This window comes from Sphingopyxis sp. H073 (genome assembly GCF_001468395.1).
Classification (GTDB): Bacteria; Pseudomonadota; Alphaproteobacteria; order Sphingomonadales; family Sphingomonadaceae; genus Sphingopyxis.
Map to the genome: position 1 here is coordinate 1 of NZ_LNSG01000001.1, position 12,306 is coordinate 12,306.

Genomic DNA, 12,306 nt, shown 5'->3' on the forward strand with positions numbered 1-12,306 from the left:
GCCCAGGCTCGCACACAGCCGCCGCCTCCGCCGCCGGCTGTGTGCGAGCCTGGGCCGTACATCGTGTACTTCGACTGGGATCAGTCGAACATCACGCCGGAAGCGGCTGCTACGCTCGACAACGCGATCAGCGCTTACAACCGCGGCTGCTCGGGTACGCAGGTTTGGCTCGCCGGTCACGCCGACCGTTCGGGTTCGGCCAAGTACAACGTCGGTCTGTCGCAGCGCCGCAACGATGCGGTTCGCAGCTACCTGACCGCTCGCGGTATCTCGGACGGCTCGATCTCGGCCGAAGCGTTCGGCGAATCGCGCCCGGCCGTTGCGACCGCCGACGGCGTCCGCAACGACCAGAACCGCCGCGTGGAAATCAAGTACGGTCCGGGTTCGGGCATGTAAGATTTCCGACCCGGTTCGGGTTTGAAGACAAGAGGGGCGGTACCGAAAGGTGCCGCCCTTTCTTGTTGGGCCGATGCGGCCGGCTCGACGCGTAGCGCTTTTTATTTGCTCTTTTCGTATAATGTTATACCGTAACAATAGGTCGAGGCTTTCGCGGTGGACGCCTCAGCCCAAGGTACGGGGATGGTGCCTGGACTCGGGCCGCCCCGCGAGATGGGGAGACACAAAATGCGCAAGCTTCGCAGCCGCTTCCACCAAAGCATATTTCGCGCCGATCCCAATGGCGATCCCGACATCAACACAACGCCCCTGATCGACGTGATGCTGGTGATGCTCGTGATGTTCATCATCACGATCCCGCCGCCGACGCACAGCGTCGACATCACGCTTCCGCAGGGGCCGGATGTAACAGGCAAAGTCCTCGACGAAAATCGCGTCACGATCGATACGGCCGACACGATCCGCTGGAATGGCGAAGCGGTCGACCTCGCCCAACTCGGGCAACTCGTGAAGCTCGCATCGGAGCGCACCGAACAGCCGGTGCTGATGTTCGAACCCGACGCACGCGCGCGCTATTTGCGCGTCGACGAGGCGATTGGCGCGATCCGGCGCAATGGCGGCGAGAAGCTCGCCTTCCCGGGCATCCACAAATATGGCGGGCTGATCTAGCCGCGTTACGTTCTGTTGGTGGCTATCGGGTGGATTCCCGACAGTCGTCACCCCGGACCCTTCGACAGGCTCAGGACAGGCTTGATCCGGGGTCAATGACTTCGACGCTGGGATGGATCCCGGATCAAGTCCGGGATGACGAAGCGGGAAGCATCCTCCCTGTCGCGTAGCGATGGGGAGGGGGGCCGCCGCCGCAGGCGGTGGTGGAGGGGCCGCAATGGTGGCGCCATTGCCCCTCAGTCAACGCTTCGCCAAGGGTGAAGTCTATCCTGAGCGCCTGCAAGGCAGTCGAAGGGCGCTGCAACCTCCCCATGGCTGCGGCACAGGGAGGAGCGAATGCCCACCTTCGGTCCAAAGCCGACGCGTTAGGCCGATGGCGCGGTCCCTGGTCGCAGATACTGCATCATGTAACCGACATAATCGACCTTGCCGAGCGGGACGCCCATGTGGCGGAGCACGGCGTAGGCGGCGACGAGATGGAAGTAGAATTGCGGTTGCGCCCAGTCGCGCACATAAGCGACGGCGGTCATGTCGAACGCCATGCCGTTTGGCAGATCGAAACCGACCGGACGGTTGGGGTCGCCGTCGAGCGCGGCGCGATCGACGGAAGCGAGCCACGCGAGCGTCGTCGAAATCTGCGTCTGCAGTCCGGCGAAGTCGGTGGCGTCGTCGCCAAGCTCGGGCGCGCCGTCAGCGCCGAGACGCGTCGCCGGCTGCGTCGCCTGTATGCAGGTGAAGCGAACCTGCGTCGCCAAGGGAAACATGTCGGGCGCGAGCCGTGAGCCGATCAATTGAAGCTCGCCGACCCCGTTCGCCTCGCCCCATTCGAGCGCCTTCGCGAGCTGGCCCGAGAGGGCGCGCAAGCCATTCGTATAAGCGGGGACAGTCAGGTCATAGAGTGTCGCTGGCATAGGAGGTGCGTCCTTCGAAGGGTGTGGCGTCAGGCGGCGGCAAGCTTGTCCTGGAATTGCAGCCGCGCGAGGCGGGCGTAGAGGCCGTCGGCGGCGACAAGGTCGTCGTGGCGGCCTTCCTCGACGATCCGCCCCTCGTCCATCACGATGATGCGGTCGGCGGCGCGCACGGTTGCGAGACGGTGCGCGATAACGATCGTCGTGCGGTCGTGCATCAGCGTTTCGAGCGCGTCCTGCACGAGCTTTTCGGATTCGGCGTCGAGCGCCGAGGTCGCTTCGTCGAGTAGCAGCAGCGGCGCGCGGCGGAGCAGCGCGCGGGCGATCGCGACGCGCTGGCGCTGGCCGCCCGACAGGCGAGCGCCGCCTTCGCCCATGAAGGTGTCGAGACCGTCGGGCAGCTTGCGGAGGAATTCCTCGGCATTGGCGGCGCGGGCCGCTTCCCAGAGTTCGTCGTCGGTCGCCGACCAGTTGCCGTAGCGGAGATTATCGCGCGCAGAGGCGGCAAAGATCACCGTCTCCTGCGGCACCATCGCGATGCGCGCGCGGATGTCGGCGGGGTCGGCCTCGGTCAACGGCACGCCGTCGAGGCGGATCTGGCCCGACTGGGGGTCATAAAAACGCTCGGCGAGCTGGAACAGCGTCGACTTGCCGGCACCGGACGGACCGACGATCGCGACGGTTTCACGCGGGCGGATCGCGAGACTGAAATCATGGAGCGCCGGGGCGTCGGGGCGGGTCGGATAGTTGAACTCGACATGGTCGAATTCCAGCGTGCCGATCGCGGGATCGGGCAACAGGCGGGGACTGGCGGGTGGCGCGATCGTCGGCTCGGCGACGAGCAATTCGTTGAGGCGCTCGGCGGCCCCCGCCGCGCGGAGCAGGTCGCCATAGACCTCGGTGAGCGCGCCGAACGCACCCGCGACGAGGCCGCCGGTGAGGACGAAGGCGGCGATCGTGCCGCCGGTGATCGTGCCCGCCGCGACCCCCGCGGCACCATACCAGAGCAGGGTCGTGATCGCGCCGAACAGCAGGCCGATGACGGTCGCGGTAATGATCGCGCGCAGGCGGATGCGGCGCTTGGCGGTCGCGAAATTGGCCTCGACCGCGTCGGCGAAGCGGCCTGCCTCGCGCTGTTCCTGTCCGAAGGCCTGGACGATCTTCATGGCGCCGAGCTGTTCGGCGGTGGTGGCGCCGATGTCTGCGACGCGGTCCTGACTCGAACGCGAGACCTTCTGGAGGCGGCGGCCCAAGAGGACGATCGGCAGGATGATGACCGGGATGCCGACCAATATCCCCGCGGTGAGCTTCGGCGAGAGCGAGAAGAGGTAGCCGATGCCGCCGATCCCCATCACCGTGTTGCGGAGCGCGACCGAGACGGTGGTGCCGACGGTCTGCTCGATAATCGCCGTATCGGCGGTCATGCGCGAGGCGATTTCGGAGGGGCGGTTTTCTTCGAAGAAGCCGGGCGCGAGGCGGAGAAGATTCTGCTGCACCGCCTCGCGGATGTCGGCGACGGTGCGTTCGCCGAGCCAGCTCACGAAATAGAAGCGGAGCGCGGTGGCGAGCGCGAGGATCACGACGATCACATAGAAGAAGCGGAAATGCGGTGCGACGTCGCCGCCACCGGCGACGAAGCCCGAATCGATCATTTCCTTGAACTGGTAGGGGATCGCGAGTGTCGCGAGCGCGGCGATGCCGAGCGCGATCGCCGCGATCAACAGTTGCAGCGGATATTTGCTGGCGTGATGCCAGACCATGCGCAGGCTCGACAGCTTGCGGGGCGGGACGGGTGGGTCGGATTTGGTCGCCATTGTCATCGCCCTAGCAGCCGCGCCGGTGCCGCTCAACGCCGCAAAGTGGCGTGCAGCTTCATGCGCCATGAAGCTGCGCTGCGCAAAGGGAGCGCGGACGCGAGCCCGCGCTCCCCCCGACGATGCGCGATCAGCGGTTGTCGAGCTGCGCGCGTACCGCGCGCAGGCCCGCCTGTGTGATCCGGTACGGCATGCCGCGGTGCGACGCGATGAAGCCGCGGCGGCGGAGGCGCTGAAACAGTTCAAGGCCCCCGTTTTCAAGGATATGGCCGTCGCGCGTTACGCAAAGCGCCTCGACGAGGCGGCCGCCATCATCGCGCCGGTGGCGGATCATGCCGCCCTGCGCCAGCACGTGCAGCACGCGCTGTTCCGATTTCGAGATGTTCATTGGGATATTGTCCGAGACTATAGGCAACAACAGTCGCGCCGACCCATGGGCCAACGGCGTTTGCACCATCCCGTCCACCGGGATGTTAGCGGTTGCCCGCAATCTCAGACATATTCACTCCGAAGGACGCACCGGCGTCCGCCATCGTATGATATTGCCGATGAAATGTCGGTGCAACGGCTTTGATGCATTGCACAATGACACCGATAGCCTAGACTGGTCCGAAAGCAGGCGCCGCCAGAGCGCCGCCCCGGACGCAAGGACTATCGATAATGCTGTATCATGCCTTTGAAATGCAAAAGAGTTGGCTCGCGGGGGCTAGCGCGCTGGCGACCGCCGGCGCACAGGTGATTCAGCATCCCGCGAATCCCCTCGGCTATTTTGGCGGCAGCCCGATGTTCGCCTCGGCGCTCGAAGTCTTCGCCCATGCTGCCGCGCCGCGCGGCAAGCCGGGGTTCGAACTTTACGAGACCGTGTCCGAAGGCGAGACCGTCCGCGTCACCGAAAAGGTCGAGGCGCGAAAGCCCTTTGGCCAGCTCAAGCATTTCACGCACAAGAAGAGCGCGGGCAAACCCAAGCTGCTGATCGTCGCGCCGATGTCCGGCCATTATGCGACGCTGCTGCGCGGCACGGTCGAGCGGATGATCGGCGAGCATGACGTCTGGATCACCGACTGGCGCGACGCGCGCAACGTGCCGCTCGAAGCCGGCAAGTTCGACCTCGACGACTATATCGATTATGTCATTTCGTGGCTCGAGCACATCGGGCCGGGCGCGCATATGCTCGCGGTGTGCCAGCCCTCGGTGCCGAGCTATGCGGCGGCCGCGATCATGGCGGCGGACAAGCACAAGTGCCGGCCGAAGACGCTGACCATGATGGGCGGGCCGATCGATACGCGCAAGGCGCCGACCGCGGTCAACGAACATGCGATGACACGGCCCTATGCGTGGTTTCAGGAAAATGTGATCGTCACGGTTCCCGCCTGGTATCCAGGCGCGGGGCGGCGCGTCTATCCGGGCTTTTTGCAACTTGCGGGCTTCATGTCGATGAACCTTGGCAATCACATGATGAGCCATTGGTCGATGTTCAAACATCTGGTCGAAGGCGACGGTGAAAGCGCCGACAAGACCAAGGAATTCTATGACGAGTATCGGGCGGTCTGCGACATGACCGCCGAATTCTACCTCCAGACGGTCGATGTCGTGTTCCAGCGCCACGCACTGCCCAAGGGCGAGATGCTCCATCGCGGCAAGCCGGTCGATCTCACCAAGATCGCCGATATCGGGCTGCTCGCGATCGAGGGCGAACGCGACGATATTTCGGGGCTCGGACAGACGAAGGCGGCGCTGACGCTCGCCAAGTCGCTGCCGGCCGACAAGAAGAAATATTTGATGGCGAAGGGGGTCGGCCATTACGGCATTTTCAACGGCCGCAAGTGGCGCGACGATATTGCGCCGGTGGTCGAAAAGTGGATCCGCGCCAACGGCGCCTGATAGCCGACGGCCCATTGCCGCAAAGCCCGCTTGCGAAACGTCGAAACGGCCATAGGAAGGAACGATGGCCGTTCATCTGAAAAGCGCGCGCGTCGAACGCTGGCCGGTGGCGGGAAGCTTTATCATCAGCCGCGGCGCGACCGCCCATGTCGATGTGGTCGTCGCCGAGGTCGAAGGCGAGGGCGCGATCGGGCGCGGCGAGGGCACGCCGGTCTATTATCTCGGCGAAGATGCCGTCGGATGCCGCGACCAGCTTTTGCGTGTCGCCCCCTATATCGCCGAAATGGGCGCGGCCGAGGCACGGGCGGCTGTGCAGGAATTGATGCCGCCCGGCGCCGCGCGCAACGCGATCGATTGCGCGCTGTGGGATCTCGAGGCGAGGCAGCGCGGCCTCCGGCTGTGGCAGCTTGCGGGATGCGATGGTCCGCCGACCGCGCGGACGACGGCCTACACCATATCGCTCGGCACGCCCGGCGCGATGGCGGAGGCCGCCGCAACCGCCGAGGCCGACGGCTACCATTTGCTCAAGATCAAGCTGACCGGCGAGGGCGACCGCCTGCGCGTCGCCGGCGTGCGCAAGGGCGCCCCCAATGCGCGACTGATTGCCGACGCCAACGAAAGCTGGGGCCAGATCGATATCTTGAGCGAGGCCGAGGCGCTCGCCGATATGGGCGTCGAGATGATCGAGCAACCGGCGCCGGTCGGCGCCGACGCATTGCTTGACCCAATCTACGCCCCGATTCCATTCGTCGCCGATGAAAGCTGCCACACCGTCGCAGATGTCGCGCGGATCGGCCCTTTCTACGACGGGGTGAACATCAAGCTCGACAAGGCGGGCGGGCTGACCGAGGCGCTGCGGCTCGCCGACGCAGCCGACGCGGCGGGGCTGTCAATCATGGCCGGCTGTATGCTCTGCACCAGCTTGGCTGTCGCGCCCGCTTTCGTACTCGCGCAGCGCGCACGGTGGGTCGACCTCGACGGGCCTGCCTTACTCGAACGCGACCGCGAGGGCGGCTTCGAGTTCCGCGAAGGGCAGATTGCGCCGTCGGTCTAGAGCGCCACTTCCGCGTGCTTGCCGAGGTCGCCTTCCTTCATCGTCATGCCGGTCGCGAGTTTGAACATGCCCTTCAGGCTCGGCTCAGCGGTCCAGATTTCGGCGTCTTCGAGGTCGAAGCGGAGCAGGACGAGTTTTGGATCATCCTTGCCGCCTTCGTACCAGGCCGCGATGCTGTTGTTCCAGAGCTTGTCGAGGACTGCGCGGCTGTCCTCGCGGCGCAACTCACCCGAAATAGAGGCATAGAGATCATGGCCCTTCGACGCGAACTGCGCCATCGCGGGGCCGCCGCCTGCGATGCGATTGTCGGTCGCGGTGAAGAACCAGAAGGCACTGTGAGCGTCCTTGTCGAGCTGCGCGTTCATCGGGATATGATGCAGCCGCTCGCCGGTCAGGCCGACCATGACATAGGGGCTGGCGTCGAGCGCCTTCCAGAATTGCTTGGTAATATCGTCGCTCATCGGTCGAGACTCCTGCTGTTCCCCCTGACAAGCGATGAACGCTTGTGAATGCAGGATGTTGCGCCGTTCAGCGCGGGCGCGGCTCCGCATAGCTGACGACTTCATATTCGATGCCGTCGGGGTCGAAGAAATAGAAGCGGCGGCCGGGTTCGTAATCGCCGTGATTGAAGGGGGTCAGGCCCACCGCCTTCACGCGCATTTCGATCGTATCGAGATCATCGACCTGCACCCCGAGATGGTTGAGCGGCTCGCCCTTCGGATAGCGCGCGTCGGCGTGCTGGCCGTCGGGGCCGGTATAGAGCGCGACATATGCGGCGTCGCTGCCGAGGTGGATCGTGCGGCCGCCGTCGCGCGCCGGGCCGCGCCAGCGTTCGTGCCAGCCGAAGATGGCCGAAAGGATGCCCGCCGTGCGATCGGGGTCGCTGACGGTCAGGTTCACATGTTCGATGAAGGGGTGCGTCATGGTTCTGCTTTCGTGATTCGGGTTGACGCAGCGGGTGTGAAAGTTCAAGTGAGGTTTAGGTCAAGCGGAAAGCGAATGAACACGGCCATGCATCGGACCGACCTGATCGCGATCGGCGAATTGGCGGCGCGCACCGGCACCGCCGTGTCGGCGATCCGTTTCTACGAAGCGAAGGGTTTGCTCGAGGCGCTGCGTACCGCCGGCGGGCAGCGGCGCTTTCTGCGCGCCGACATCCGTCGCGTGTCCTTCATCCTGATCGCGCAGCAGATGGGGCTGAGCCTCGATGAGATCGCGGGCGAGCTTGCGCGCCTGCCTGCGGGACGCACGCCGAACGCCGCCGACTGGACGCGGATCAGCACCGGGCTGCGCGAGCGGATCGATGCGCAGCTCGCGGCTTTGACGCGGACGCGTGAGCTGCTTGACCAGTGCATCGGCTGCGGTTGTCTGTCCTTGAAGAAATGCGGGCTTTATAACGCCCAGGACAAGGCGTCGCAGCGCGGTGCAGGGCCGCGCTATCTGCTCGGCGACAGGGCAGGGGATATTGCCGAGGTGGGGTGATCCACAGAACGGGGCGATGGTCGGCTTTGGGGTGGGGAGCGGATGTATCAACAGCGTCGCCCCCGCGCAGGCGGGGGCCGCTGGCCGTCTATTCCTGCGCGGCCGCGTAAACCGACAGCGGCCCCCGCCTGCGCGGGGGCGACGGCTTATTTCGGTCGAAAGCAGCTCTACGCCGCTTCAAGGCAGATGCCCTCAAACCGCCGGCAGGCTTTCGATTTCGGGTGCGCCCGCCAGGCACGGACCGAGCTTGGCGCCGAGGCTGCGGAAATGATCCGACGCGCGGTGCGCGGCGATCGCGGCCTCGTCGTCATAGCATTCGAGCACCTTGTACACGCCGGTCTCGGCGGTGCGGAAGAGCTTGTAATAGCTGTTGCCGGGCTCGTTGGCGCGCACGGCGGGGGCGAGTTCGGCGAAGACGCCTTCGAACTCGGCTTCCTTGCCGGGTAGAACGCGGATGGTCGCGATAACTCCGATGCCGCTCATATCTCTCTCCCTAAATGCTCAGGCCTTGAGGTCGGGATCGACCTCCCAGCCGTCTTCCACCTGGATGCCGAAGCTGTTCAGCATCATCGAAACCTGGGTGTACTGGCCGACGGTCATGACCAGATCCATACGGCCCTTGTCGCCGAGCGGGGCAAGCGCGGCCCAGCTGGCGTCGCTGACGAAATGGTTCGAAGTGAGGTCGTCGGTCGCGCGGAGCATCGCGCGGTCGATTGCGCTCCAGCCGTCGGCGTCGGGGCCGGCCTTGATGCGCTCGATCTCGTTCTCGGTGAGCCCGCTATCGAGCCCGATGCGCTTGTGCTGCGTCCACTCGTAGCCCGAGCGGCAGTTGTAGCCGGTGCGCAGGATGACGAGTTCGCGGTCGCGCGGCGTGAGCGCGCTGCGGCGCGACAGGATATAGCTGCCCCATCCGAGGAAGGCCGTCAGCGCCTTCGGCGCATGGACGAGGGTTCGGAAGATGTTGAGCACCTTTCCGCCGCCGACCTTGCCGCCGCCATTGTCGAGGAAGGGCGACAGCGCGGCGCGCTGGTCGGCATCGAGCCGGTCCAAATCGACCGGCTCGATACGCGGTGCGGTCAGGCGCAAATCAGAAGACCTCGAACAGGCCCGCTGCGCCCTGGCCGCCACCGATGCACATGGTGACGACGGCATATTTGACGCCGCGGCGCTTGCCCTCGATCAGCGCGTGGCCGACGCAGCGCGCGCCGGTCATGCCGAAGGGGTGGCCGATCGAGATCGAGCCGCCGTTGACGTTGAGCAGCTCATTCGGAATGCCGAGCTTGTCGCGGCAATAGAGGACCTGCACCGCAAAGGCTTCGTTGAGTTCCCAGAGGCCGATATCGTCCATCTTGAGCTCGAAGCGCTCGAGCAGCTTCGGGATCGCGAAGACGGGGCCGATGCCCATTTCGTCGGGCTCGGTGCCTGCGACCGCCATGCCGACATAGCGGCCGAGCGGCTGGAGACCGCGCTTCTCGGCAACTTTGGCTTCCATCACGACGCACGCCGACGCGCCGTCGGCGAGCTGGCTGGCGTTGCCCGCAGTGATCGTGAAGCCTTCGCCCATCACCGGCTTCAGGCTCGCGAGCCCTTCGAGCGTGGTGTCGGCGCGGTTGCACTCGTCCTTGGCGGCGACGACGTCCTGGAAGCTGACTTCCTTCGTTTCCTTGTTCACGACCGCCATCGTCGCCGGGCAGGCGACGATCTCGTCGTCATATTTGCCCGCAGCCTGCGCCGCGGCGGTGCGCTGCTGCGACTGGAGCGAATATTCGTCCTGAACTTCGCGGCTGATGTTGTAGCGCTTCGCGACGACCTCGGCGGTGCCGATCATCGGCATATAGGTGTCCTTGTGCATCGCGATCAGCTCGGCGTCGGTCTCGATGAACACCTTGCCGCTGCCGCTGACCTTCGAGATCGACTCGATCCCGCCGGCGACCGCGATGTCCTGGCGATCGACGATGATCTGCTTCGCGGCGGTGGCGATCGTCATCAGGCCCGACGAGCATTGGCGGTCGATCGACATGCCGGGGACGGTGACGGGCAGGCCCGAACGCAGCGCGATCAGGCGCGCGACGTTCATCGTCTGCGAACCCTGCTGCATCGCGGCGCCGAAGACGACATCGTCGATCTCGCCGCCTTCGACCCCGGCGCGCTCGACCGCGGCGCGGACCGCATGCGCGCCCAGCGTCGGGGCGAGGGTGTTGTTGAAAGAGCCGCGCGCCGCCTTGGTCAGCGGGGTGCGGGCGGTGGAAACGATGACGGCGTCACGCATGATATCTATCCTTCTGCTTGGATCCGGTTGTCTTTTCGGGGGAGGTCGGCCGGATATTTCGGTTCAGACGAAGAACTGGCTGATCCATTCGGCAATCAGCGCGGGCTTTTCCTCGCCTTCGATCTCGATCGTCACTTCGTTGGTCTGCTGCCACTGGCCGGGGCGTTTCTCTTCGAGTTCGAGCAGTTTCACGTGGCTGCGGATCCGCTTGCCGGCCCGGACGGGGGACAGGAAGCGGACTTTGTTGCCGCCATAGTTGACGCCCATCTTCACGCCGGCAATCTTGGGCCCGTCGGTGCTCGCGCCGAGCATCGGGATCAGCGACAGCGTCAGAAAGCCGTGGGCGATCGTCCCGCCGAAGGGCGTCAGCTTCGCCTTTTCCTCGTCGATATGGATGAACTGGAAGTCGCCGGTGGCTTCGGCGAACTTGTTGATGCGATCCTGATCGACGAGCACCCATTCGGACGTGCCGAGATGCTCCCCGACCCTGGTTTGCAGCTCCTGCGGCGTGATGCTGGCCATGACTCATCCCCTCTAATCGTTCGTTCGGGGCGCGTTCTAGGCCTGTCTTGCGGCGTTGCACAAGGCCCAAGGTTCGGCGCTATGGCGCCGTAGCGTCAGCCGGGCTTCGTGGTCTTTGCCGAGCGCGCCTTGGGCTTCGGGGACTCGGCAAAGGGCATGATCATCGTACCGTCGGGCGCGGCGGTGAAGGTCGTTTGCGTCGGATAGGCGAACTCATAGCCCGCTTTCGCCATCGCCTCGAACAACCGGATGCCGACATCGGTCCGCGCCGCGGCGACGACATCGAAGTCGTCGCTGAAGACGTCGAAGAGCAATTCGAAATCGAGACTGGACGATCCGAAGGTCAGGAAACTCGACCGGATGAATTCATGGCCCGCGGCGACGACCTGCGCCTCGAGCAGGGCAGGCAGGTCGCGCAGCATTTCGGGCGTCGTCTGATAGATGACGCCGATCCTGAAGGTGATCCGGCGGCGATGGAGATGCGCGAAATTGGTGATCTCCTTGCTCAGCAAATTGGTGTTCGAGATCACCAGCAATTCACCGTTGAGCGAGCGGAGCCGCGTGCTCTTCAAGCCTATGCGCTCGACTGTCGCGGTGCTCGTGTCATATTTGATCGTCTCGCCGACGCGGAACGGGCGGTCGAAGATGATCGACAGCGACGCGAAGAGGTCCGAGAATATGCCCTGCGCGGCAAGACCGATCGCGATGCCGCCGATCCCGAGCCCGGCGATCAGCCCCGTGACGTTGACGCCCATATTGTCGAGGATGACGATCGCCGCGATCGCGAACAGCGCGACGCTGATCAGCAAGCGGATGATTCCCATCGCATTGCTGAGCGTCTCGTTGTTCCCCTCGGCGGCGCGGCGCTGGATCAGGCCGAGGATGATCTCGCGCACCCAGATCGCAACCTGCAACACGACCGCGATCGTGAAGACGAACTGGACGATCTGCATGATCGCCGCCGGCGGCTGCGCATAGCCTGCGACCATGCGGATGGCGACGATCGCGATGACGGTCGATCGCGTCTTGTGGATCACGCGGCCCGCGATGTGGGTCAGCGTGAGGTCACCCTCGGCCGACTGCGCATGTTTGAGCGCGAAGGTGCGGACCATCGAAAGCAGGAAATAGATGAGCAGCCCCGCGCCGACCGCGATGCCGATCTGCAGCCAGTGGCTGTTCACCCAGGCGGCGCTGATATCCCAGTAGTGGCGGAGATCCTCGAGCGGGTTGGTTGCTGCGGCTGGCGCCTTGGTGGCCACGGCCGTCGTGGTGGTGGCCGAATGGGCGGCGGGAAGGATGGCAAAGGTCACG

The 12,306-nt window shown here is 65.0% G+C and carries 15 protein-coding genes; 5 read left to right on the forward strand and 10 right to left on the reverse strand.

What is annotated here, in order from left to right:
- On the forward strand, positions 1-396 hold a 396-nt coding region (locus ATE64_RS00005), incomplete at its 5' end, for an OmpA family protein (RefSeq protein WP_156418590.1).
- A gap of 228 nt (positions 397-624) precedes the next feature.
- Complete coding sequence (locus ATE64_RS00010; RefSeq protein ID WP_082657516.1) at positions 625-1,065, forward strand: biopolymer transporter ExbD; 441 nt, start codon at positions 625-627, stop codon at positions 1,063-1,065.
- Between the two features lie 365 nt (positions 1,066-1,430).
- Here ATE64_RS00010 and ATE64_RS00015 read toward each other — a convergent pair whose 3' ends face one another.
- The 3 genes from ATE64_RS00015 to ATE64_RS00025 all read right to left on the reverse strand — a co-directional run bounded on the left by ATE64_RS00015 (position 1,431) and on the right by ATE64_RS00025 (position 4,175).
- Positions 1,431-1,976 carry a DUF1993 domain-containing protein gene (locus tag ATE64_RS00015; protein WP_058455537.1) on the reverse strand — a complete coding sequence of 182 codons (546 nt, stop codon included), beginning with the start codon at positions 1,974-1,976 and terminating at the stop codon, positions 1,431-1,433.
- 29 nt (positions 1,977-2,005) lie between these two features.
- A complete protein-coding gene (locus ATE64_RS00020; protein ID WP_058455538.1) occupies positions 2,006-3,787 on the reverse strand; it encodes an ABC transporter transmembrane domain-containing protein in 1,782 nt (593 codons plus the stop codon).
- A gap of 130 nt (positions 3,788-3,917) precedes the next feature.
- Positions 3,918-4,175, reverse strand: coding sequence for a YjhX family toxin (locus ATE64_RS00025; RefSeq protein ID WP_058455539.1), 258 nt, complete (start codon positions 4,173-4,175; stop codon positions 3,918-3,920).
- Between the two features lie 272 nt (positions 4,176-4,447).
- Here ATE64_RS00025 and phaZ point away from each other — a divergent pair, with 272 nt between their 5' ends.
- Positions 4,448-5,668, forward strand: coding sequence for a polyhydroxyalkanoate depolymerase (gene phaZ / locus ATE64_RS00030; RefSeq protein WP_058455540.1), 1,221 nt, complete (start codon positions 4,448-4,450; stop codon positions 5,666-5,668).
- A 64-nt stretch (positions 5,669-5,732) separates the two neighbouring features.
- On the forward strand, positions 5,733-6,722 hold the full coding sequence (locus tag ATE64_RS00035; RefSeq protein WP_058455541.1) for a dipeptide epimerase: 990 nt from the start codon (positions 5,733-5,735) through the stop codon (positions 6,720-6,722).
- On the opposite strand, the gene ATE64_RS00040 is transcribed toward ATE64_RS00035, so the two are convergent.
- Positions 6,719-7,183 carry a pyridoxamine 5'-phosphate oxidase family protein gene (locus ATE64_RS00040; protein ID WP_058455542.1) on the reverse strand — a complete coding sequence of 155 codons (465 nt, stop codon included), beginning with the start codon at positions 7,181-7,183 and terminating at the stop codon, positions 6,719-6,721. The two genes, ATE64_RS00035 and ATE64_RS00040, sit on opposite strands and share 4 nt — an antisense overlap.
- Before the next feature lie 67 nt (positions 7,184-7,250).
- Positions 7,251-7,646, reverse strand: a complete 396-nt coding sequence (locus tag ATE64_RS00045; RefSeq protein ID WP_058455543.1) for a VOC family protein — start codon at positions 7,644-7,646, stop codon at positions 7,251-7,253.
- An 87-nt stretch (positions 7,647-7,733) separates the two neighbouring features.
- Here ATE64_RS00045 and soxR point away from each other — a divergent pair, with 87 nt between their 5' ends.
- Complete coding sequence (gene soxR / locus ATE64_RS00050; RefSeq protein WP_058455714.1) at positions 7,734-8,204, forward strand: redox-sensitive transcriptional activator SoxR; 471 nt, start codon at positions 7,734-7,736, stop codon at positions 8,202-8,204.
- Positions 8,205-8,396: 192 nt separating this feature from the next.
- On the opposite strand, the gene ATE64_RS00055 is transcribed toward soxR, so the two are convergent.
- The 5 genes from ATE64_RS00055 to ATE64_RS00075 form a co-directional block, all read right to left on the reverse strand.
- Positions 8,397-8,687: a putative quinol monooxygenase gene (locus ATE64_RS00055; RefSeq protein ID WP_058455544.1), complete on the reverse strand. Its 291-nt coding sequence runs from the start codon at positions 8,685-8,687 to the stop codon at positions 8,397-8,399.
- A gap of 18 nt (positions 8,688-8,705) precedes the next feature.
- Entirely contained in the window at positions 8,706-9,290 is a 585-nt protein-coding gene (locus ATE64_RS00060) for a carboxymuconolactone decarboxylase family protein (protein WP_058455545.1), read from the reverse strand.
- Between the two features lies 1 nt (position 9,291).
- Positions 9,292-10,473: an acetyl-CoA C-acyltransferase gene (locus tag ATE64_RS00065; protein WP_058455546.1), complete on the reverse strand. Its 1,182-nt coding sequence runs from the start codon at positions 10,471-10,473 to the stop codon at positions 9,292-9,294.
- 63 nt (positions 10,474-10,536) lie between these two features.
- A complete protein-coding gene (locus ATE64_RS00070; RefSeq protein ID WP_058455547.1) occupies positions 10,537-10,995 on the reverse strand; it encodes a MaoC family dehydratase in 459 nt (152 codons plus the stop codon).
- Between the two features lie 95 nt (positions 10,996-11,090).
- Complete coding sequence (locus ATE64_RS00075) at positions 11,091-12,305, reverse strand: mechanosensitive ion channel domain-containing protein (RefSeq protein ID WP_058455548.1); 1,215 nt, start codon at positions 12,303-12,305, stop codon at positions 11,091-11,093.
- Position 12,306: the final 1 nt, after the last annotated feature.